Below are 23,791 nucleotides of genomic sequence, written 5' to 3' on the forward strand. Positions count from 1 at the left end.
GTATCCATCCTCGGGTCAAGCCTAAGGAGATGCTCGGCTCGAAAGCGCTCTGTCGCCGGTTCCCCTGCCTTACACTTTTCATCTTGCCGCCTTGCTGAGGCCAAAGCGCAGAGCCTCCTTCTCGACATGCAGACCCGGCCGAACCCCGGCCGCGCAGCAAGCAACTTGGGGCTCCAATGTTATTCAGATCACGACCGGCTGGTTCTCAGGCCGATCCGCACGACGCTATCGTCGCGCAGCTTCGCGACCTGGCGCCACGCATCGCACATGATCCGTCTGAAAATAAAGAGACGTCTCCATCGACGGAGACGTCTCAGCCGATCGACGAATCATTGTTGCAGGTTGCGCCGTCGAACGACAACGCCGACGCGCACGTCAATACAATGCCGCGCGCACGGTCTCATCGCGGTATCTTCAAAGTGCTGTTGGCCATCTGTGCCGGCATTGCCGCAACGACGGCCTGGCACTCCTACGGTGAAGAGGCCAAACAGAGGCTTTCGCGCCTTATGCCACTGCCGCAAATTCTAATGGAGACTTTCGCCTCCCCACAAGGCGCCAACTTAACTGAAGCGCAGGACACGGCGGCTCAAGCGGCCATGCCTCAGCCAACTGCCGAAGCGGAACCCGCGCAAGACGCCGCGACGGTCGCACCCCAGCCGTTAACACCATCGACGGATCCAGTTACGGCGCCGACGCAACCTCCACCAGCTCAAGCCGCGCTTCCGGCCGAAACTGCACAGTCGCTTGAGGCAATGGCGAACGACATCGCCGCGCTGAAGCAGGCGGTCGAGGAGTTGAAAGCCAGCCAGCAGCAACTGCACCGAGAGATCGCAACGGCCGCAGAGCGCGAAGCGCACCCCAAGCCTGTGCAACACCGGGCAACGCCTGTTCCGCCACGGCGACAACGCACCTCGCCTCAAGCGGCAGTTCCACACAGTCCTTCCGTTCCGCCCCCGCCGGCGACTGAAAGGCGGATACACCCGCAAGGACCGATACAACACGACGCCTACATTCCGGCGCAGCCGCCCGGATCGGCCCGACTTCCGCCGCAGCCTGGCGACAACAGCGCTCCGCGGCCGCCGATGCCGTTGCAGTAACGACGCAAGCGAAACGGTCATTACGTACGGCATTCGTTATCGTTCGGATTGGTGTTGGTGGCCCCCATGGAACATGTGGGCCGGGATCGCGTTATCGCCTGTTCTTCCAGACTAGCGGGGGTATCGGCATGGCCCGGTCAAACACCGCTCCGGCAACCGTTTCGCTTCCCGGCCTGATCAGCATTGAACTGACCGTCAACGGCGCCAAGGTAAAGCTCGATATTGCTCCCTGGACAACGTTGCTCGATGCTTTGCGAGATCGTCTTGGCCTGACGGGGACCAAGAAAGGCTGCGACCATGGCCAATGCGGTGCCTGTACGGTGCTGGTGGACGGCCGACGGATCAATTCCTGCCTGACGCTTGCGGTGATGAAAGGCGGCGCCGAGGTGACCACCATCGAGGGTCTTGCGACCGATGGCGTCCTCCATCCGGTGCAGCAGGCCTTCATTGATCACGATGCGCTCCAGTGCGGTTACTGCACGCCGGGCCAGATCTGCTCCGCGGTCGGCCTGATCGCCGAAGGCAAGGCGAAGACACCCGATGACATTCGGGAGATGATGAGCGGAAATATCTGCCGCTGTGCGGCTTATCCGAACATCGTCGCTGCGATTGCGCAGGCCATGGATGCGTCATGAACAATTTCCAGTACTCGCGCGCAACCGACGTTGCTGACGCCCTGAGTCAGATCGCGGCCGATGCCTCGGCAAAGTTCATTGCCGGCGGCACCAATCTCGTCGACCTGATGAAATACGACGTCGAGCGCCCCGGCCGGCTGATCGACATTTCGCACCTTCCGCTAGCCAAGGTCGAGGAAACGACCGGCGGCGGTCTGCGCATCGGCGCACTGGTGCCGAATTCCGACCTCGCCTGGCATCCACTGGTGATGGAACGCTATCCGCTGCTGTCGAGCGCCATCCTCGCCGGCGCCTCGGCCCAACTGCGCAACATGGCGTCCACCGGCGGCAACCTGCTGCAGCGGACCCGATGCTTCTATTTCTATGATGTCGCGACACCATGCAACAAGCGCGAGCCCGGTTCCGGCTGTTCGGCAAAAGACGGTATCAACCGGATCAACGCCATCCTCGGCACCAGCGATGCCTGCATCGCCACCCATCCCTCCGACATGTGCGTCGCGCTGGCGGCGCTCGATGCCAAGGTGCATATCGCCGGCCCCGACGGTGAGCGCGCCATTGCCATGGCGGATTTCCATCGCCTGCCCGGCGACACGCCACAGCGTGATACCAATCTCGATCCGAAAGAAATCATCACGGCCATCGAACTGCCAGCGCAGCGCTTCAACAAGCACTACACCTATCTGAAGATCCGGGATCGTTTGTCCTATGCCTTCGCGCTGGTCTCGGTCGCGGCCGCGCTCGAGATCGATAGCGGCACAATCCACGATGCGCGGCTGGCGCTCGGCGGTGTGGCCCACAAGCCGTGGCGGAATCCGGAAGCCGAAGCAGCCTTGATCGGACAGCCCGCCACTCACGACACCTTCGCTCGCGCGGCCGACATCGTTCTGCACGAGGCTAAGGGTTTCGGCCACAATACCTTCAAGATCGACCTCGCTCGGCGCGTCATCGTTCGCGGGTTGACGCAAGCCGCGAACGGCACACCGCAATCGCAATCTAATAAGACAATCGCATGAGCTGGTTATGGCGCGCTTCACCCGATCCGGTTCTTACGACACTAATGGCATCAGCCGCCGCAGTGTGCTGGAAGGCGCCGTCGCTGTCGGCGCCATGGGATACGGATTAGGCGGAAGCACAGCGGCGCCGCTGACGCCAGGAACCAATCAAGCGAGCAAAACCATGACGTCTTATATCGGTACAGCCACGCCCCGCGTCGATGGGCGCGACAAGGTCACCGGCGCCGCACGCTACGCCGGTGAGCACGGCGCACCCGACCTTGTGCATGGCAGCGTGGTCACCTCGACCATCGCCAAAGGTCGGATCAGGCGGATCGATACCAGCGAAGCTGCGAAGGTCGATGGCGTCATCGCCGTCCTCACCCACGAGAATCGGCCGCCGATGGCAAATAACGACAAGGCCTACAAGGACGACGTCGCACCCGAGCAAGGCTCACCCTATCGTCCGCTCTACGACGGCGAGATCAGGTTTAACGGCCAGCCGGTCGCGCTGGTGCTGGCAGAGGATTTCGAGACCGCAACCTTTGCCGCCTCCCTCGTCCGCGTCGAATATGACGAGCAGCCACACATCACCGATATCGAACGGCAGCGGGGCAACGCGGTTCCGCTCGATGCGCCGGCCAAACCTCGCGGCGATGCCGCGCAAGCCTTTGCGGCTTCGGATATCCGGCATGATGCCGAATACTATGTGCCGGTCGAGCATCACAATCCAATGGAGTTGTTTGCCTCAACAGCGGTGTGGCGCGACGGCAAGCTCACGGTCTACGACAAAACCCAGGGCGTGCAGAACGTTCAGCGCTATCTATGCGGCGTGTTCGAGGCCAGGTCCGACGAAATCCAGGTGATGTCGCCCTATATGGGCGGCGGCTTTGGTTCCGGCCTGCGACCGCAGTTTCAGGTCGTGCTGGCCGTGCTCGGCGCCCGTGCGCTCAAACGCTCGGTTCGCGTCGTGCTGACGCGACAGCAGATGTACGAGGTTGGCTATCGCCCGGCGATGATCCAGCGCATCCAGCTTGGCGCGAAGCCGGACGGCACGCTGAATGCGATCATCCATGATGCCACCACTACTACCTCGCAATATGAGGACTTCCACCGCAACGAGACCACATGGTCCGGCCTGCTCTACAAGAGCGAGACGGCAAGCTACGCGCACAAACTCGCGCATCTCGATCTGCCGACGTCGTGCGACATGCGCGCGCCAAGTGCTGCGACCGGTGTCTATGCGCTGGAAGCGGCGATGGACGAACTTGCGGTCGCACTGAAGATGGACCCGCTCGAACTGCGGCTGAAATGCTATTCCGATCGCGATCAGATCACCGGCTTGCCCTTCAGCAGCAAAAGCTTGCGCGAATGCTACAGCCAAGGCGCGGCGGCGTTCGGCTGGAACAAGCGCAATCTCGCACCACGCTCGATGCGCGACGGTAACGACCTGATTGGCTGGGGCATGGCCACCGGCATCTGGGAAGCGCTGCAGGTCCCGATCACCGTGCGGATCACGTTGACGGCCAACGGCCACGCGGAAGTTGCGTGCGCGACATCCGATATCGGCACCGGCACCTATACGATCATGGCGCAGGTCGCCGCCGACATGCTCGGCCTGCCGATCGACAACGTCACCGTCAAGCTCGGCGACTCGACGCTGCCGCAATCCCCGGTTGAAGGAGGGTCATGGATTGCCGCGTCGGTCTCGAACGGCATCCTCACCACCAGCAACGCTATCCGCGACGAACTGTTGCGGCAGGCGCAGACAATGCCGGATTCGCCGCTGAAGGGCGCGACGGCTGACGACGTGGCGCTGGCCGATGGCAGCATTATCTCCAAAAAGCCGCCGCGCAGCACGATTCCGATTGCGGACGTCATGCGGCACGCCGGCGTCGACCGTATCGCGCAGGAAAAGGCCACGCAGTTCCAGAACGACGGCAAACACGCTCACAACGCCCATTCGGCGATCTTCGCCGAGGTGAAGGTGGACGAGCAGTTGGGAGTGATACGCGTGACTCGCCTCGTCAGTGCGGTCGCTGCGGGACGCATCCTCAACCTCAAGACCGCGCGCAGTCAGGTAATGGGCGGCATGATCTGGGGCATCGGTATGGCGCTGCATGAGGAAACGCTGATCGACCACCGCTTCGGCCGGATCATGAATGCCAATATCGCCGAATATCATGTGCCGGTGAATGCCGACGTCCACGACGTCGAGGTGATCTTCGTCGACGAGCAGGACGACATCGTCAACCCGATGGGCATCAAGGGGTTGGGCGAGATTGGCATCGTCGGCGTTCCCGCGGCGATTGCCAACGCGGTCCATCATGCCACAGGCAAACGGGTGCGAGATCTCCCGATCACTCTCGACAAGTTAACACGGGACACCTAGCTTGTGTGATCGAAGGCCCGCTCCGGGCCGGAGGACTGAACCATGGCAAAAGGCGAGCAACGCGGAAACCGCGAAACCAAGAAGCCGAAGAAGGAAAAGCCGAAAGTGATTGCGGCGGCTCCAAGCATGAAGGGCCTTATGCAATCGGAAGCGGAAAAGTCTCGCAAGAAGTAGCGAGATGACCGATACGCCGCGCCGGCCCAACACTCGGCGCTGCACTCGGACTGCTTTCGGAAGACGGACAATACCGTCTCGCCGTCCACCAAACCGGGCGCAGCGATCTTGCGCCCTAACGGCATGCTCCGCTCAGCACGTTCGCGAGGTCTCCTTCGCTGCGACGCCTGCCGAGCAGTTCTTCAAGCGCTCGATCATCCATCGCCCGGCTGGCCCCGGAGGCTCGCCTTCCCGATAGACTGCGAACATGGGCAGAGGCAGCCCTCCAGGCGGCGCCTCTTCAATCGAAAGCTCGACCAGCCGCCCTTTGGCAATATCCCTTGCCACGGTATGGAGGGGCATGCCTCCAAATCCCAGGCCACTGATAAGGAAGGCATGCTTGGCAAAGAGGTCCGCCAGATGCCAGGTGGATGGCGACATCACGCCGATGGTGCGGCCTTCGGTGAGAGTGGATCGGTCCGTCAGGACAAGTTGCACATGCCGCGCTAACTCCTCCTTGGGGATGGTACCACGGTAGGATGCAAGAGGATGGCTCGCTGCGGCCACCATCATCAGTTTGACGTCGAACAGGCGTTCCTTGATCAGACCGGGCGGAAGCGTCGGCAGAGAACCGACAACGCCGATGCTCGCTCGGCCATCCAGAACCGGCTGCACCGCGCCGCCCAACGCCTCGACATAAATGCGTAATGGCGTCGCAGGGAACTGGATACGAAATTCACGCGCCGCTTCGGCGATCACCTCTATCGGCAGAAACACGTCGAGGACAGCGGTCAGTTCGGCCTCGAGCCCGCCAGCAATTCCCTTCGCTCGTGCCTTCATGGCGTCGACGCCGCTGATGACCGCGCGCGCGTCCGCCAGCAGGACAACACCGTCCGTCGTCAGCTTGGGATAACGCCCCGCACGGTCGAATAGCACGACGCCAAGCTGCGTCTCCAAACTCAGAATCGCCTCGCTGACCGCTGATTGGGTTCTTCGCACGCGGCGCGCCGCGGCCGAAAAGCTGCCCTCATCGGCCGCAGCCACGAACATCCGCAACTGGTCGAACGATACGCTTTCAAGCATCGGCACCCTCTATCGGTCCAGCCGATGGATAACACCCAAACATAGTAGGCTACACCCGATGCACGCCACCCCTCATTTTGCGTGTGAAGGCGGCGTCAACCGCCCCCGACCAGGACGGCCCAAGCACGGTACCAGTTCCTCCTCGTGGCGAGTGAGTTCTTCAGCGAACTGCTAGCTTAGGGAGCCATACCATCGCTGGATTCCAAGAGTTGATAGTGATCATCGCTAAAGCTTCCAAATGCGGCGATGACGATCGATTTGATCGAAGCCTCGGCCTTTAGGAGCATTTCGTCAAATTCCCCGTCTGGCGTCGATTCTGCAACGACACCACCTCCCACACCGATCGAGAACCGTCCATCCGCCGACACGATGGATCGGATCACGATGCTCAGATCGGCAACGCCATCGTCACCCAGCCAGCCAAGCGAGCCGGAATAGATGCCGCGGGCACGCTGTTCCAACTGATCGATATGCTCAAGGGTGCGAGATTTCGGCGCGCCGGTCATCGATCCTCCCGGAAACGCGCCGCTGCGCAGCACGTCAATGAGCGTGTGCTCCGGGTTCAGAACACCGCGTATCGTACTGACTAACTGGTGGACCGTCTGATACGTTTCGACGTCGAACAAGCTCGGCACGGATACAGTCCCGATCTCGCAACAGCGCGATAGATCGTGACGCAGCAGATCGACGATCATCCCGTTCTCTGCCCGGTTTTTTCGGCTGGCTCGCAGCATTTCGACCAACCTCTCGTCTTCAAGCGGATCGGCATCGCGCCGGACCGTTCCTTTGATCGGCTTTGCTTCGATGTTGCCGTCTGCATCGACTGCAAGAAATCGCTCCGGCGACGCACTGAGGACGGCCCCGCCAGGCCATTTGAGAAAAGCCGCAAACGGAGCGGGATTGACGCGTCTCATTGCGCGATAAACCCGCAGGGGCTCGACCGTGGCGGCACAGGAAAGCTCGTTGGTCAAACAGACCTGATAAGTCTCGCCTTGTGCGATCAAGTCGAGACAGCGCGCGACCTTGGAGCGATAGCTGGCTTTCCCATCCCGCATAAGGAACTCAAGCGGGTCCCGGCCGACCGCGTCGGGTACTTCCATAGGCGGTCTGCGTGCCGATTCGATTCGCTTGAGTGTCGATTGAATCCAATGCTGCGCGCGGCCGGCTTCGCCGGGATGATCGATGGCGCACACATAGGTTTTCCCGTCCAGATGGTTTACGGCGACGAATCTGTCCGAACGGATCCACAATGCGTCGGGTGTTGCGGCGCGCCGCCCGGTCGGCGAACCGCAATCATGTCGCAGCTCGTAACCGAACCAGCCGACATGCCCGCCGACGAACGGACAGGGCGGCGCCGACTGCGGCCGGCTGGGACGCTCCCTTTGAAGATACTCGAATATATCGACGTTCTCGGTTCGGTGACCGTGAGCATCATCGATAACGATCATTGGGTCGTGACTGCGATACTGGACCGTCGCCGCATGGGGCCCCGATGCATCTCCCATGTAAGACCATTGCGACAGCGCCGACCCGGCGAGATTGCTATCGAGCCAGAAGGCGAAGGGTTGGTCGGCAAAGAGCGAGCAGAACACCGCCTCAGTGTCGATCGCACGCGGGATTTCAACCCAGAAGGCCTTGCGGGTCGCCGCGGTTGGCGCTGTCGCACGTCGCTTGTCCGCACGTGCCGGGGGTGGCGTTGATATTCTTCCCGAGGCGCGAAACGACAGGTCGCGAAAATTTCGCAGCAAGATGCGGCCATTGTCGGTAAGGATCGATTCCGGGTGAAATTGAACGCCCCATTGCGGCCGGCCACGACGAGCGATGCCCATGACGAGGCCATCTTCGGTGCGGGCAATTTCCTCAAGAGTGGAGGGGAGGGGGCGCTGGATAACAAAGGAATGATAGCGCGCCGCGTTGAATAATGGCGGCATGTCTGCGAAGAGGCCGGAGCCCTGGTGCACGATTCCGGAGGTGCGTCCGTGGACGAGAGATGGAGCCCGCTCCAGGGACGCGCCCGACGCAATGGCAAGGCCCTGATGTCCCAAACACACGCCAAGCAAGGGAACTGTGGCCGCTTCGATGGCAGCTTTGCACAGGCCGAAATCCGTCACCCGGTCGGGTCGTCCGGGCCCCGGTGAGATGACGATATTATCGAAGCGTCTCCCAGAGAGTTCGTCCCAGGTCGTTGTATCGTTGCGGACGACGAGGGGCTCTTCCTGATTAATATCTGCGATCAAATGCACCAGGTTGTAGGTAAATGAATCGTAGTTGTCGATTATCAGCGTCCTCACCACATGACCTCGACACGCATCCACGCCCGCACGAAGCGGTGGGCGTCGATAGATTCATACCCGAATTGTTCCGCAGGACTCGGATTTAGTATCAACTTTAGCCGCTGCCGTCGATCCGCGAAGCAGGGTTTCCAGCCGATGCGGCCGGATACGCCCGACCGGCCTCCTGCGGATGAGGCGGTTGTAGAGCGCCGTGCTGGTCGCAGCCGGAAGGCGCATTCTTCCACTGAAGGCCATGCTTGATAGTGTGCGAGAACCGCCAACCATCCTTTTTTAACCGAATTGCTCCATCCTGTTTCCGATTCGACATGGATCAGACGAGAGCCGAGTCCCCGGTAAGCCACAGAAGGTGCCCCCGCGATGGTTCGCTTGCCCAGTTGTCACCCAGCCCCGACGCGCGTTTGTCCCAGGTAAGCTTTTGAGGGCATCGCTACCGAGTTCTGCTCACGCAATTCCTCGCGAATCGCGTCATGGCAGCGCATCGGTCGTGCCGCTTGCTTCAACCACAACAGATCGACGAGTTTTCCCGTGCGCAAAAATTTTCCGGTTACCGATGACGAATACCCCGTCTCCGACGAAACGCTGATCGTTTCCAGGACCGATCTCAAAGGCCGTCTCTCCTATGTCAACGAAGACTTCATCGACGCAGCGGAATTCACATCCGAGGAGTTGATCGGCAAGGCGCACAACATCGTCCGCCACCCGGACATGCCGGCGGAAGCGTTCGAGGATCTCTGGGACACCCTGAAGGCCGAGAAGCCCTGGGTCGGAGCGATCAAGAACCGCCGCAAGAACGGCGGCTTCTACTGGGTGCTGGCGAGCGCCTCGCCGCTCCGGCAGAACGGGCAGGTCACCGGCTATACCTCGATCCGCACCAAGCTTGCCGCCGACCAGCGCGCGCTGGCGGAAGACGTTTATGCAGCCATTCGCGAAAAGCGGCCGCATCAATACCGGATCGATGCCGGCATCATCCGGAAACGGTCGTTCTTCGATCGTTTCGGGCTGTTCACCCGCACCATACGGGCGCGAATGACGACGCTGATCGCGCTGCAGGCTGCTTTTCTGCTCACCTGTGGTGTGCTGGGGGCAACCGTGGCTGGCGGGACGTGGGGCCTCGTCCTCGGCCTTCTTGCCATTGCCGGGGTCGCCGTCGGGGGGATCGTGGGACGCCAGACGCTTCGTGCGTTTGAGGGGCCGATGCAGCACCTGAACGAGACGATGCTGAACCTCGTCTACGACAAGTTCGACAATCGCATCGAGATCAAGCGCGACGACGAGATCGGCGAAGCACTCCGCAACCTTCAGACCGTTCAGACGCTGATTCGCTTCAGCCGGGAAGAGGTCAATTCCACGCAACGCCGGGCCGAGGCCCAGCGCAAGACGGACATGACGAGAATCGCCGATTCCTTCGAAGCGGCGATCGGCGAGATCGTTGGGGCTGTCGCGACCTCAGCGACCGAACTGGAGGCTTCCGCAACCACGCTCGCGTCGAATGCCGACCATGCAAAGGATTTTGCTGCACGCGTCGCCAACGGCTCGACCGAAGCCTCCTCGAACGTCAATTCGGTGGCCTCGGCTACGGAGCAGATGACCGCCTCGGTTCGCGAAATCAGCCAGCGGGTGCAGGAATCGGCGCGCATGGCGGGCGATGCCGTCGATCAGGTGCATTCGGCGACGGAGCGCGTCAGCGCGCTGTCGAGCGCGGCGTCGCGCATCGGCGACATCGTCGAGATGATCAACAATATCGCGGGTCAGACCAACCTCCTCGCCCTGAACGCCACCATCGAGGCGGCGCGCGCCGGGGAAGCCGGCCGGGGGTTTTCGGTCGTTGCCTCCGAAGTGAAGGCGCTCGCCGAGCAAACCGGCAAGGCGACCGGCGAAATCGGCCAGCAGATCAGCGGCATCCAGTCTGCCACGCAGGAATCCGTCGCCGCGATCAACGAGATCCGCAATTCCATCGAAAAACTCTCGGGAATCTCCTCCACGATCGCGTCCGCCATCGAGGAACAGGGCGCGACCACCCAGGAAGTCTCCCGCAATGTGCAGCACGCCGCCCAGGGGGCGCAGGAAGTCTCCTCGAATGTCGGCAATCTCCAGCGCGGAGCGGCGGAAACCGGAACTGCATCGTCCCAGGTATTGTCCGCTGCGCAAACGCTGTCGCGCGACAGCGCCCGGCTCAAGGCAGAGGTCAACAACTTCCTGAACTCCGTTCGGGTTGCATAAAGCATCGACACGTGACGAGGCGTCGGAAAGGCGCAACCTGGCGCGGGTCAGTGCTGTGCCCACGCGCTCCTTGCCATGGAGTGGCGAGGGTATGCAGAATTGACCAACAGCATGATCCAGTGGTCCGATTCTACCATTTGCGTCCCGTTTCAGCGGGCGCCCTTGCAAATGTTAGAATCAAAGGACCACTAGCAAAAATAGGTTTCGGTGCAACACGCCGTGAACCGTCAAGTGATCTCGGCATCGGTCGGGTACAGGTCCCTTTGCGTGAGCGGAAGGAGAGGGTCCCGGCGGGACTGTGGGCGCGTCTGTGGAGCTTCGCAAATCATCACATGAGCGCCGTTGGTCCGCGCAAGTAATCGTTACAATCGCGCACCGGTCCGAGGTTGACCGGCAGTTCTGCTGCGATTACGCAGGATGCAGGCAGATGGCTTTTTGCAGGGGATTTGGCGAGCGCGAGAAGTGTGGCGCGCCGCGATAGGGAGGGATCGGATCGGGCGCAGGCGGTATCGCCCCATAGTTTGAAGAGGTGATATACTGTTAGAGAGCAATGCTCTCACGATGTTTCGCTGTATAATCGCAATGGTGGCAATGTTCAGCATCTGTTGATAAAATGAGACTCGGGGTCGCGACGATTGTTGGCCGGTCGGCCGCTTGCAAGTTTACATTGCACTGCAGCTAACACCAAAGGCTAACTTGCGCGGATCGCGGATGATGATTGACACTTGAGCTGGCGCGGGCTTGCCGAATATTTCTGCTGTAGCTTTGTTTTTGACGGTGAGTATTTACATTGATTCTGGTGTCGGCTCGAGGCGACTTCTCGCCGGTGGCGATGACCCGAGCGCATTTAGGCGGGAAGATGAAGAAGCATTCGCACGAGGAAATTCTTTTGAAACTGGCCCGGGCAGACGAACTTGCTCGCGCAGGCAAATCCCAGGTGGATGTTTGCAAGGCGCTTGGCGTGAGCGTCATGACGCTGCACCGGTGGCGGAAACTGCCTCTGCCCAAGCCCGAAGCAGATATTTCCCAGGATCGCGCAGACGACGGCAAGGCGTTCACCAACCCGCCGACGATGGACGAGACGCGCCGAGTTCTGGAGGAGCTTAAGCTCGAGAACCAGCGGCTTCGGAAGATAGTCACGGATCTGTTGCTTGAGAAAATGAGGCTGGAGGAAGCCGCGGTTGCCGGCTCGTCTCGTCAATCCGGCACGCAAGGTGTGATCCAGGCTCTGCTTGGTCCCTCCAATTCCAGGTAGTTGCCCGTCAAGGGAGAGCAGGGATCGCGATCGACGGCGGACGTCGCGCTATTCATCTCGGTCAGCCCGTTCGATTGCATCCGTGAGTTGCTGGATTTCCCGATCGGCGGCATCTCCTGGCATGAAGCTCGCGACCGATTGACCGCTGGTGAAGCAGCGGACGAAGGCCGCACGGCTGGCGATCGGCGGCGCAACGATCTCACCGAATCCGCTCAACTCATCGATCAGTTGCCGTCCCTCAAGCGTGCGGCGGTCTACTCTGTTGGGCACCAGAATCACCTTGATCCGATCCCCCCGATGTTCCCGCGCTGCGTCGATGATCGCAAGAGTCTGCAGTGTCGCGTCGAGATCGAGGCCGGATGGAGTGCAGGGTACCAGGGTCAGGTTGGCCAGGGCGATTGAGGCTCCCATTCCACGCGCATTGGGAGCGGTATCGATGACCACGACGCCGGCTTGGATGCCGCGCACGTCCTGGGCCCAGGCGGACACCGACATTTGCTCCAAAGCCATTTCATAGACGGGGAATTCGAGATTACCCGGCTCCGCCCACTGCGAGGCGGAGCGTTGAGGGTCGCTGTCGACCAGCGCAACGTCATGGCCGCGGCGGGCGAGTGCGGCGGCGACGCAGACCGCAATCGTGGTTTTGCCGACACCGCCCTTGCGCTGGGTAACCGTGATAATCCTCCGCATCGGTCCGGGAGAGTTCATTCGGGCGCCACGATAACAGATCCTCACATTTCCAGGTAAAAATGCCTGTCAACGTTACCAATTCTTAACCGGCAATCACAATCGGCGATCGGTCGGATCTCGGTTGCGGCAATGTCTGATCGTGATGCATGTCCTCATGCATGCCTTGTCGGCGAATTTCGAATAGCCAGCGGATGTTCGTCAAAACTGACTGACCGAAATACGCCTGTGAAGCGGGCTTTTACGCCATTCACCAGCCCGCCACCGATAATATCAGTCAAATGTGCGTTAACAGCGCGTGATTTTTGCCCCTTGACTTGGGCGGCCTCGCGCACCTAACATACAAATAACAAATGGTGCGATGCATACTAACATAATATGTGATGCGTTGGGGCCGGCGAGACCACTTCGCTCTGGTTCAAGCTTAGCACATTCGAGCCGCAGCATATTGGTGTCGATTGGCGTCGACCGGGTATCTGCTTTCGCCATGATTCTTGAGAATCCAGTCCAGAGGGTGCCATGGCCGTTTCCTACTTGACGAAGACCGAGCTAGGCGAGTTTCTCCATCATAACGGAAACATCGAGGCGGGTGTGCGATCGGCGCTGATCGACTCGCTCGAACAAAGCGGCGTATTCAAGGATGACGACAGCAGCGCGAGGGGGTGGTTCGAGTATGGACCGTTTCACGGCGGGGCGGTCCCGCCGACCGTCCAGATCCTGGACGTGTCTCGCTCGACGACCGTCGAGACAAATCCGAATCTGAAGGCGATCATTCTGGATGACCATAGCGCCAGGCTGAACGTGACCGGCGGCGACAATGACGTATTTGTCGCTGCGGGCAGGGGCAATGACACCATCAACCTGCACGACAGCGGCAACGACACGGTCTACGGCGGTAGCGGTAACGACGTGATCCGCGGCGGCCACGGCGACAGTTCGCTGTTTGGTGGCGCAGGAAACGACAGCATCTATGGCGGCACCGGCAACGACACGTTGGACGGCGGCTCCGGCAACGACTATCTGGTGTCGGGCGCGCTGGCGTCGGGCACGGGCGGTAACGCGCGCGTCGCCAGTGCGGACGACCAAGTCTTCGGGAAGGGGCAGGGCGGCGGTCAGGGGCATGATGATGACCATGGCGGCGGCCGGGGTCATGGTCATGGAAACGGCCATGGTGGTGGTCAGGGTCATGGGGATGGCCACGGCGGTGGTCAGGGGCCTGGCGATGGTCAAGGGCCTGGCGGCAATGTGGAAGGGCACAGCACGCTTATAGGCGGCGCTGGAAACGACACGCTGGTTGGCGTGCAGGGCGACGTCATGCAGGGCGGCGCAGGTAACGACCAGTTCTTGCTCTCCGGTGGAGCACCGGGTGCCAACTCCACGCTGGAGGGCGGCGGTGGCAATGACACCTTCCGCATTGAATCGCATAGCGGCAACTCGACTATCTTCGGCGGTGATGGTAAGGACTCCGTCGACTTCGTCGGCCGTTCGTTCTTCGATGTGGCCAAGATTGATGTCGACTCGAGCACGTCGACCTACACCCTCCACTTCAGCGATGACCAGACGATTGCGGTCAGTGGAGTTGAGGATCTTCACTTCAGCGACCAGGTCGTCAACCTGCCGAAACTCTCATAATTCGGCCTCTGGAGGAGCAGCATCTGTGAAAGCCCCGCTACCGGCGGGGCTTTTTCTTTTAATCATTGTGATTTTAACATTGAATCAATGTTGTCGTGCGCGGACTTGATCGGCGCACCCATCTTTTTGACGAAGAATGCTTTGCCGGGCATAGGCAAGCCAAAGCGACGCTGTTCTTCGCACCAGCGAGCGCAAGCGACGCCGTTCTTCGAACGTTTATGCCGGCAACGCCGTTTCAAAGCGCATCCGTCAAAATATGTAACGCTCCAGTTTTAGTGATGTGAAGATGGTTTGAGAGGCAATTTATGCCTTTGTGAGGCCACATCGATAACGTGATGATAGTCGGCAACCCGGAGCCGCATTGTTCACCCCGTTTCCGATAGCTCCGATCGGGATGTTAGGAGCCGATCTTGCCCCCCGGTATCAAGCACTTGCTTAATGCGGGCTCCGGACCCGGATCCGCGCGACGAATTGCTCGAATGGTACATGAGCAAGACCTGAAAGAGGTGCGCTTTGACATCGATCCCGGTGTCGAACCCGATGTCGTGGGCTCGATCCTCGAAATCGAGACGTCCTTCGAGCCGCAGTCCTTCGATGTGATATGGTCGTCGCACGTGCTTGAGCATCTCTATGCTCACGAGATCTTTCCCACGCTGCGCCAGTTCCATCGGATCCTGAAGCTGGACGGATTCGCTTTGATCATGAGCCCGGATCTCGAAGCCGTAGCTCATTTTATCGTCGAGCAAGGTATTGCGGCCGTCGCCTATAATTCTCCGGCAGGCCCGATCAGGCCGCTCGATATGCTTTACGGCCATTCCCGCGCGATCGAGGAAGGGCACGTGCATATGGCCCATCGCACCGGATTTACGGCCGAGCGGCTCGGCAATCTGCTGTTGATGGCGGGCTTCCCCACTGTGTCGGTGGCGACGGAGAACTTCGAGGTCTGCGCGCTGGCGCTGATGCCCGAGGCCGATGATGCGGCCATCAAGAAGGCTTTGTTAGAAAGCGGCTTTAATTTTCAGGAAGCACTGACATAAAGCCTTTCCGTTTCTGATGGAATCAGAAGCGAGGCTCTATGATTTTGTTTTTGGACGCGTTGTCTTGACGCGGACCGCATCCATCCCCGGGGTCAAGCCCGAGGACATGCTTCGCTTGAAAACGCTCCTGCTACGTGAATGCGGTTCGGAACCACCGCCGGGCGACCGGCTATCGTTTTATATGTTCGTGTTTCCGTCACTTTTATCGTATGTAATGTTATCGATAACAATAGGCTATCGTTCCTCTCGGAGGTCGTGATGGCCTGTCATTCATCGTAACATACAGACCGAGCTTTCATGATCGCGCAAGCCGTCGCCGAGAATGCCGATGTTGATCCGATTCATCCGTCCGGGCTCGAATGTCTGGTCATTGTCGCACGACCGCACGGGTTGGATCTCACCGCGACGCAGCTTATCAAGGATAACCTTCTTACCGACCGGGAAGTGGCTCCCGGCCAGCTCGTCCGCTGCGCCGAGAAGGCCGGTCTGCGATCGAAGCACGTTAAGCTCGATTGGGACGGGCTTTCTCATCTGAAAAAGGCGCTCCCGGCCATCGTCGGCCTGCGCGATGGAAGCTACATGGTGTTGCTGCGCGTCGATGGAGACGCCAACAATACCCGTATCGCGTTGAGAGACCCGAACGCGGCGGAAGACGCGCTGCTCGTGATCGATCAACCGCGCTTCGAAGATATCTGGTCCGGGGACGTCGTTCTCGCCAAGCGCAACTACGAAATCTCGGACGAATCGCAGCCGTTCAGTTTTGGTCTCGTGGCCGCATTGATATTCCGCGAGCGTCGCATCGTCCGGGACGTCGCAATCGCTGCGCTGGTTCTCGGATTCCTCGGCCTTGCGCCTATCATGTTCTGGCGCCTGCTGTCGGACAAGGTGATCTTCTATCACGCGTACAATACCTTCTACGTGCTCTGCCTGGCGATGCTGGTCATCATCGCTTTCGAGGCGACATTCGCGTTTCTCAGGCAAATCCTTGTTCATCGCCTGACGACCAGGCTTGACGTCAAGCTGTCCACTTACGTTTTCGAAAAGGTCCTCAACCTTCCTATCGATTATTTCGAGCAGACCGCCGTCGGCCTCGTCGCGCGCGACATCCGGGAAGTGTTCCGCATCCGCTCGTTCCTGATGGGTCAGTTGTTCGGTACGGTGCTCGATTCAACGACGCTGATCTTCTTCCTACCGGTCATGTTTTTCTTCAGCCCGACCATGACTTTGGTGGTTTTGGCGCTGTCGGCGATGATCGTCGGGTGGCTTATCCTGATGCTGCCGGCTTACCGCAAGTCGTCGAACGCCGTGCTGGTCGCGGAAGGCGAGCAGGGCGCGTTCCTGGTTCAAACGCTCAACGGCATTCGGACGGTAAAATCGCTGGCGCTCGATGCGCGGCAGCGCCATTTGTGGGATGTGCTCGTTGCACGTGTCGCCAGGGCGCGGTTCGCGGAAGGGATGACCGGAAACGCGATCCAGGCGGTGGTGCGTCCGCTGGAGCGGCTGGCGGTGAGCGGTTCTTATGCGGTCGGCGTTTATCTCGCGCTGACCAACGATGACCCGGTCTTTATCGGGGCGTTGTTTGCCTTCCTGATGCTGTCGCAGCGGGTATCGGCCCCGTTGATGCAGATGGCCCAGCTGATCAATCAATACGATGAAGCGCGTAGTGCGGTCGCCACGGTCCGCAACCTCGTGAACCAGCCCGCCGAGGAGGGGCGTTCCGGGCATGGCGTTCGCTCGCCGATCGAGGGCAGAGTGGAGTTTTCCAATGTCACCTTCAGGTATAAAGGCGCCGTCTCGCCAACGCTGAACGGCATTTCCTTTGAAGTAACCAGGGGAACCACGCTTGGTGTGATGGGCAAGAGTGGTTCCGGCAAGACCACGATCACGCGACTCTTGCAGCGATTGCATTCCGATTATGACGGGTTGATCAAGATCGACGGAGTCGACGTTCGCGAATACGATGTCGATCACCTGCGCAGGAACGTCGGCATCGTGCTGCAGGAAAATTTTCTCTTTAGTGGGACGATTCGCGAGAACATCTGCGCAGCCGTGCCGGACGCCACCTTTGACGATATCGTCAAGGCGGCGCGAATGGCGGGCGCAGAGGAGTTCATCGACAAGCTGCCACGCGGTTACGAAACCCGTGTCTATGAAGGATCGCCCAACCTTTCCGGAGGGCAGCGGCAACGGCTCGCTATTGCGCGGGCGTTGATCGTCGATCCGCCGATCCTCATTCTCGACGAGGCGACCAGCGCACTTGACGCCGATAGCGAGGCCATCGTGAACGGCAACATCGCGCGGATAGCAAATGGCCGAACGCTGATCATTATCTCCCACCGGCTGTCGTCGCTGACGAGGGCGGATGCGATCCTCGTACTCGACCGCGGGGCGGTCGACGACATCGGGCGACACGAGGAGTTGCTGGAGCGGAACGATATCTACAGTTCGCTTTGGTACCAGCAGAACACGCATCTCGCGCCCGCGGTCCGCAGCGACAAGCCGAAACTCCGGAGCCCGACCCTTGTCCCCTAGCCAGGCTTCGCTCGCAACCGTTCGCCAATTCCAGTCGGAGACCGATGCAATTCGGGAGGCCGCCGAGCCCCTGGTCGCGCGCGCCACCCTGTTCGTGCTCTCCGCGTTCCTGGTTTCGATCGTCGCGATCCTGTGCCTGACGCGGATCGATCGCGTCATCACCAGCCTTAGCGGCAGAATCGTGCCGGTCGGTCATGTCAATGTCTTGCAGGCGCTGGATCCATCGATCATCAAGACGATCAACGTGCGCGAGGGCGAGCAGGTGGAAACGGGGCAGTTGCTCGCCACGCTCGATGCGACCTTCACGTCCGCGGATCTGACACAGGCGAAGTTGCAGGTCGCGAGCCTCGAGGCGCAGGCGGCGCGCGATGAGGCCGAACTGAAGCAGCAACCGCTTGTATTTGCCGACAACCCGGATCCCGACTTCCAAAAATACGCTGCCCTGCAGAAGGCGCTCTACGGTCAGCGCGTGGCCCAGTATACCGCCCAGCTCAACAGTTTCGAGTCGAAGATCAAGGAGACCCAGGCGACGATCGAAAAGCTTCGTGACGACGATGCCCGGTATCGACAGCGCGACGAGATTTTGCAGAAGATCGAGACCATGCGCACGACGCTTGCCGAGCGTGGCACGGGATCGCGGCTCAACATGTACATTTCCCAGGACGCCCGGCTGGAATTGCTGCGGACACTGGAGAATGCGCACAATGGCCTGATCGAGGCGAAAAATACCCTGGGATCGATAACCGCCGACCGTGACGCATTCAAACAGCAGTGGTTCGCGCAATTGAGCCAGGATTTGGTGACGACGCGCAACAAGCTCGACGAAGCAAGGGCGACCTATGAAAAGGCGCTCAAGCACCAGAATCTCGTGCGCTGGACGGCTGCCGACCCCTCGGTGGTGCTGACGATGGCACGGCTCTCGGTCGGTTCGGTCCTCAAGCCGGGCGACCCCTTCATCACGCTCATGCCGATCGACACCAAGCTCGAAGCGGAAATCAGGATCTCTTCGCGCGATGTCGGGTTTATCCGGGCTGGCGATCCCTGCACCATGAAGGTCGATGCCTTTAATGCGGCGGTGCATGGCACGGCGAGTGGAAATGTGCGCTGGATCAGCGAGGGCGCGTTCACCACGGACGACGATGGCAAGCCGCTCGACTACACCTACTACAAGGCGCGGTGCTCGGTGGACGCGTCCAATTTCAAGGATGTGCCGAGCAATTTTCGTCTGATTCCAGGCATGACCCTTCAGGGGGACATCAATGTCGGAACCCGCTCCGTCGCGATGTATCTGCTCGGCGGAATGCTGAAGGGCTTCCACGAGGCTATGCGTGAACCATGATGCTTTCATCGCGATCGCTTTTCGAGTGGTTTCGACCGGCTTCCGCATCATCCCGCGCTGCCCCTCTGGCGCATGGAATGGCTGCATACGAGCGCCGTCAGTATCTGGAGGCGATCAAGCTCTGGAAGCTCGCGTCAGAGGCTGGCGAGGCCGAAGCGGGCTATCGAATAGGAATGCTCTATGTGAGAGGCGAGGGGGTCGTCAGAAGCGTGCCCGATGCCGTCGTCTGGTATGAGTGGGCGGCCCGACTCGGCAACGTCGAAGCCATGTTCCAACTCGGCTTGATCTTTCTACATGGAGACAAGCCGCTGCTCGGTCCCTGTCGCCACGAAACGTGGCGCCAGTCCTCCGCCGTTCGGCTCGGCGACAAAGCGTCAACTATTCACCAGCTCGTGTTTCCGCATGGAACAAGCGTTGAGCGGAATGTCGACGCTGCTTTCGGTTGGATAGCGGTCGCGGCGGAAAGAGGCAAAGCAGAAGCACAGACGGTCCTTGGCAACATGTACTGCGAGGGAGTCGGCTGCGAGAAGGATTTCCGTGCGGCGCTCGCATGGTATCGGGCCGCGGCCGACCAGAACTGCGCCGCAGCCGAATTCGCGCTTGGCGACGTCCATTATCAAGGCAAAGGCGTTCCCGTTGATTTCGAGCAGGCGGCGGTCTGGTACCGCAAGGCGGCCGAACAGGATCATGTCAGGGCGCAGGTTGCGCTTGCGTTCATGAACCTGAAAGGAACGGGCCTGCCGGAGGACCCCGCTGAAGCCGCTCGCCTGTTCCAGGGTGCCGCCAGGCAAGACGATACGATCGCGCTCTACAACATCGGCCTGTTGCGCTTGAACGGCCATGGCGTTGCGAAGGATATCGACCGGGCCGAAACCGCACTGCGCAAGGCGGCGCGCAAGGACTACTTTCCGGCAGTCCAGGCGCTGGCGGATTTTTATTCGCACGGCGCAGGCTCCGAGCCCGATTTGCGGGAGGCCGCGGTCTGGTACGAGAAGGCCGCCGAGCGGGACGATGTGCAGGCGCAGTTTTTCATGGGCCGCTTCTATGCGACGGGCACCGGCGTCGGTCCGAATATCCGTCAAGCCGCAAAATGGTTCGAGCGCGCGGCCGGGAATGGTCATGCGACCGCCGCGTTCAACATCGCCATCTTCTATCTCAATGGCTCCGGCGTCGAACGCAATGTGGAAGCCGCAATCGAATGGTTCGAGCGCGCATCCGAAAGCGGCATCCGCGCCGCGCAGTTGCAACTCGGGAGGCTTTATTCGGCGGGCAATGGGGTTCCGCGAGATCACAAGCGGGCGGGAGAATGGCTCAGCAAGGCCGCTTCGGGCGGAGAGCCGGACGCCAAGACGGCCTATGCGTTTTTCCTGCTTCACCACGACGATTCGACCGAGCGGCTTGAACAGGTGCGATCACTGTTGAGCGAGGCGGCTGAAGCCGGCCACGCGCCGGCTGCATTCCAGCTCGGTGTGTTGGAAATGGGCAGGTTTGGCGGGAGCGTGGATGTCGAAGCTGCCGTGTCGTGGTTCTCCCGTGCCGCCGGCGCAGGTCATGTCGAGGGCCAATACACTTTGGCGCTTCTGTATCTCGATCCGAACAACGCCGTGAGCGATGCGAAGGCAGCGGTATCCTGGATGACCAGAGCCGCCCATGCAGGCCATGCTGGCGCGCAGTTTCAGCTCGCCGTGATCTATTGCACCGGCGCAGGCGTAGCCCAGGATGTCGCGCAGGGCGCGAACTGGTACGAGGCTGCCGCGCGACAGGGGCATAAGGTAGCGCAGTTCAACCTCGCGGTGATGCTTGGAAAAGGACAGGGCTGCGAGGCCGATCCCGGGAAGGCGGTCGAATGGTTCGAGAAAGCGGCTGAGCAGGATATGGCGGAAGCGCAGGTTGCGCTCGGCGATGCGTTGATGTCGGGAAGCGGCGTTGCGCAAGACCGGGACGCGGCGGTGCACTGGTATCAGCAGGCCGCGCGGCAAAACCACGAAGGGGCGGTGCGCCGTCTGGATGCGATCGGCGTGACGCTGGTCGATGGTTGAGCATCGCCCAGCGAGCGGCTCGATCATTGAAGATTGGATGCGGAGCCGTGCTCTAGTTCCGAGGACTAGAGCCTTCTCGCTTCTGATGGAGTCAGAAGCGGGCTCTATGATTTTGATTTGACGCGTTTTCTTCCCGCGAACCGGTATCCACTTCGCTCGAAAACGCTCTAGCAGGAGATCGGGGTACGATGAATAAGATTGCGGAGCGCGGCGTCAGGACTGCGAAGGACACGCAACCCGTTGCCAGTCCTATTCCACAAGAGGAAAATCTTCAAAACTCGTTCCTGGATCCTGGTCTAGGAGATCTGGAGTCGGGCGCGCGCCTGCGTGGTGCGATACTGGAGTATTCCGGCCGGGAAATCTCCGGCTGGATCGTCGATGCGCGCTCGCCCAAGGCATCGGTTTCTCTTTCTCTCTGTGTCGGGTCCCATGCGATCGAAGAGACGAGAACGGACCGCGCGGCTCCTACCGGAATTGGCTCTCGCAAGGCATTCGGTCGCCCCGGGTTTCGCATCGATCTGGCGAACCCGGCGGCGCGTCGACGCCTGGCGCGCGCGCTCAGAAACACATTGGCGGATCCGGGCCAGACGCAGATCTACCTCCGCGTCAGCCTGGACGATGGAGAATTTTTTGAGATTCCGCTGTTTGACAACATCGCGTCCGATGAACTGGTTGTCGCACTGGGATTTTCGAGCGCCGATTACACTGATCTGCTGATTCCGAATAATAACAGGGTCGTCACGTCTGCTCCGGATCCGGCCGGGAAGCAGGTGCGCCATGTTTGTTTCTATCTCCCCCAGTTTCATGCGTTCGCGGAGAACGACCGATGGTGGGGACCCGGCTTTACCGAATGGACCAACATTTCGCGCATGCGTCCTCAGTTCCCGGCTCATCAATCTCCCTGGTTGCCGGCGGACCTCGGCTTTTATGATGTGAGATTGACGGAGACCCGTCGGCAACAGGCCGAGTTGGCCCGCCGCTACGGCATCCACGGCTTCTGCTACTACGTGTACTGGTTCCAGGGGCGCAGACTTCTCGAACGACCGTTGGAACTCCTTCTGGAGGATGGAGAACCGGATCTGCCCTTCTGCATTTGCTGGGCGAATGAGAACTGGTCACGCCGCTGGGACGGCTCGGATGCCGAACTCCTGCTCGGACAAAATCATTCGCTCGATGACGATGTTCGCTTTATCGACGATATGGCACAGCTTCTGCTCGACGAACGTTACATCACGGTGGACGGCCGCAAGATCATTCTCATTTACCGGCCGTCGCTATTGCCGGACAGGCAGCGCCTGTTCGAGATCTGGCGCGCAAGAGCAAGGGAACTGGGAATCGGAGAGATTCTGATCTGCAACGCCATGACGTTCGGAGAGTTTGATCCGCGTGACCTTAACTGCGATGCCGCAGTTGAGTTTCCTCCGCATACCGTCTCGACGATGGAGCAGCCGCTCTCGGAGCTGGGCGCCCCCGCGAGCTTTACGGGTAAGGTTTACGATTATGTCGATGCCGTGCGCTCGTCGTTGGGCAAGACATACGATTTTCCCTATTTCCCGGCCGTTATGCCGCGCTGGGACAATACGCCCCGCAAGGGTTCACGGGGGCACATCTTCAACAGGTCGAGTCCGGAGGCGTTCGAAGTATGGCTGCGGGATGCCGCCAACCGAGCGAGAAAAAGCGCATTTGCGGAGCCGATCGTTTTCATCAACTCCTGGAACGAATGGGCCGAAGGGGCCCACCTGGAGCCGGACTCGCGGTATGGACGAGCATTTCTGGAGGCGGTGAGAAGGGTGGCATCGTCCGAGCCGATCTCGACCCAGGTCCGTTCGAATCCGGATTTGCTGGACTGCCTGAGCCGGCAGGAGCTGGAGCGAGCGGTGAAGGAAGCGGCCACTCACGTTCAACTGCTCGCGACCCTTCATCGATCGGAGATGGCCTATTCGGGCTTGCAGCATACGCGAAACGGGATTCCCGCGGAGGCTCAAGGTGCGTCCGAGAATCCGCCTGAATCACTGCTCGTCATTGAGAACGTCAATTCTCAAACGAGCGAACGGGTGGTGGTCGATCCGCGATCGATCGTCCTCATACGAGGGTGGGTCTGTGCAGGTGAGGCTTTCGAGGCGAGCAAGCACAGGACGGCTTTCCTGATCCTCATCTCCGCGGACCCAGAAAAGCAGGATCAGAACGGTTACTGCCTGGTCGTGGACTGGCACGAGCGCTTTGATGTCAAGGAGTATATGAGAGCGAAAAGCAGGGATTGCTATTTCGGCTTCCAGCTCTCCTTTTTCGTCCACGATATTCCCGACGGAGAGTACCAGATCGCGGTTCTGGAGGTGGGCGAGGGAAGCCGTGCGCTCATCAGGACGAATCACTCGATCATCGTTCGACGTTGAGCTGAGGAATC

Annotated in this window: 16 protein-coding genes; 13 read left to right on the top strand and 3 right to left on the bottom strand. The window is 60.4% G+C overall.

Annotated features, from left to right (window positions below; translation table 11 throughout):
* The first annotated feature begins 335 nt into the window (after window positions 1–335).
* From NHAM_RS27480 to NHAM_RS28830, 5 genes are all read left to right on the top strand, one after another.
* Window positions 336–1,097 (top strand): hypothetical protein, encoded by a 762-nt coding sequence (locus tag NHAM_RS27480; protein ID WP_198137003.1) that lies wholly within the window; start codon window positions 336–338, stop codon window positions 1,095–1,097.
* A gap of 128 nt (window positions 1,098–1,225) precedes the next feature.
* On the top strand, window positions 1,226–1,732 hold the full coding sequence (locus NHAM_RS05305) for a (2Fe-2S)-binding protein (protein ID WP_011509583.1): 507 nt from the start codon (window positions 1,226–1,228) through the stop codon (window positions 1,730–1,732).
* A complete protein-coding gene (locus tag NHAM_RS05310; protein ID WP_011509584.1) occupies window positions 1,729–2,745 on the top strand; it encodes an FAD binding domain-containing protein in 1,017 nt (338 codons plus the stop codon). Before NHAM_RS05305 ends, NHAM_RS05310 begins: the two co-directional genes overlap by 4 nt.
* Window positions 2,746–2,908: 163 nt before the next feature.
* Complete coding sequence (locus NHAM_RS05315) at window positions 2,909–5,116, top strand: xanthine dehydrogenase family protein molybdopterin-binding subunit (protein WP_011509585.1); 2,208 nt, start codon at window positions 2,909–2,911, stop codon at window positions 5,114–5,116.
* Between the two features lie 42 nt (window positions 5,117–5,158).
* Entirely contained in the window at window positions 5,159–5,290 is a 132-nt protein-coding gene (locus NHAM_RS28830) for a hypothetical protein (protein ID WP_011509586.1), read from the top strand.
* Between the two features lie 132 nt (window positions 5,291–5,422).
* On the opposite strand, the gene NHAM_RS05320 is transcribed toward NHAM_RS28830, so the two are convergent.
* Together NHAM_RS05320 and pabB are read right to left on the bottom strand one after the other, a co-directional pair.
* Entirely contained in the window at window positions 5,423–6,352 is a 930-nt protein-coding gene (locus NHAM_RS05320) for a LysR family transcriptional regulator (RefSeq protein ID WP_011509587.1), read from the bottom strand.
* A gap of 176 nt (window positions 6,353–6,528) precedes the next feature.
* A complete protein-coding gene (pabB, locus tag NHAM_RS05325; protein WP_011509588.1) occupies window positions 6,529–8,643 on the bottom strand; it encodes an aminodeoxychorismate synthase component I in 2,115 nt (704 codons plus the stop codon).
* A 528-nt stretch (window positions 8,644–9,171) separates the two neighbouring features.
* On the opposite strand from pabB, the gene NHAM_RS05330 reads away from it, so the two are divergent.
* Window positions 9,172–10,866, top strand: a complete 1,695-nt coding sequence (locus NHAM_RS05330; protein WP_011509589.1) for a methyl-accepting chemotaxis protein — start codon at window positions 9,172–9,174, stop codon at window positions 10,864–10,866.
* Window positions 10,867–11,665: 799 nt separating this feature from the next.
* Window positions 11,666–12,121, top strand: a complete 456-nt coding sequence (locus tag NHAM_RS05335; protein WP_245270054.1) for a helix-turn-helix domain-containing protein — start codon at window positions 11,666–11,668, stop codon at window positions 12,119–12,121.
* Window positions 12,122–12,169: 48 nt separating this feature from the next.
* Here the strand turns inward: NHAM_RS05335 and NHAM_RS05340 are convergent, their stop codons facing one another.
* Window positions 12,170–12,811, bottom strand: coding sequence for a ParA family protein (locus NHAM_RS05340; RefSeq protein WP_041357732.1), 642 nt, complete (start codon window positions 12,809–12,811; stop codon window positions 12,170–12,172).
* Between the two features lie 516 nt (window positions 12,812–13,327).
* Here NHAM_RS05340 and NHAM_RS05345 point away from each other — a divergent pair.
* The 6 genes from NHAM_RS05345 (at window position 13,328) to NHAM_RS05370 (ending at window position 23,780) form a co-directional block, all read left to right on the top strand.
* The gene (locus NHAM_RS05345; protein ID WP_011509593.1) at window positions 13,328–14,440 is read left to right on the top strand and encodes a calcium-binding protein; all 1,113 of its coding nucleotides are present in this window, start codon (window positions 13,328–13,330) and stop codon (window positions 14,438–14,440) included.
* A gap of 479 nt (window positions 14,441–14,919) precedes the next feature.
* Entirely contained in the window at window positions 14,920–15,477 is a 558-nt protein-coding gene (locus NHAM_RS05350; protein WP_157043540.1) for a methyltransferase domain-containing protein, read from the top strand.
* A gap of 297 nt (window positions 15,478–15,774) precedes the next feature.
* Entirely contained in the window at window positions 15,775–18,009 is a 2,235-nt protein-coding gene (locus tag NHAM_RS05355) for a peptidase domain-containing ABC transporter (protein ID WP_011509595.1), read from the top strand.
* Window positions 17,999–19,348, top strand: coding sequence for an HlyD family type I secretion periplasmic adaptor subunit (locus NHAM_RS05360; RefSeq protein ID WP_011509596.1), 1,350 nt, complete (start codon window positions 17,999–18,001; stop codon window positions 19,346–19,348). The genes NHAM_RS05355 and NHAM_RS05360 overlap by 11 nt, the downstream gene beginning before the upstream one ends.
* Window positions 19,348–21,387 carry a tetratricopeptide repeat protein gene (locus NHAM_RS05365; protein ID WP_011509597.1) on the top strand — a complete coding sequence of 680 codons (2,040 nt, stop codon included), beginning with the start codon at window positions 19,348–19,350 and terminating at the stop codon, window positions 21,385–21,387. The genes NHAM_RS05360 and NHAM_RS05365 overlap by 1 nt, the downstream gene beginning before the upstream one ends.
* A 188-nt stretch (window positions 21,388–21,575) precedes the next feature.
* The gene (locus tag NHAM_RS05370) at window positions 21,576–23,780 is read left to right on the top strand and encodes a glycoside hydrolase family 99-like domain-containing protein (protein ID WP_011509598.1); all 2,205 of its coding nucleotides are present in this window, start codon (window positions 21,576–21,578) and stop codon (window positions 23,778–23,780) included.
* The last annotated feature ends 11 nt before the right edge of the window (window positions 23,781–23,791 follow it).

The organism is Nitrobacter hamburgensis X14 (assembly GCF_000013885.1).
In the GTDB taxonomy this organism is placed as follows: Bacteria; Pseudomonadota; Alphaproteobacteria; order Rhizobiales; family Xanthobacteraceae; genus Nitrobacter; species Nitrobacter hamburgensis.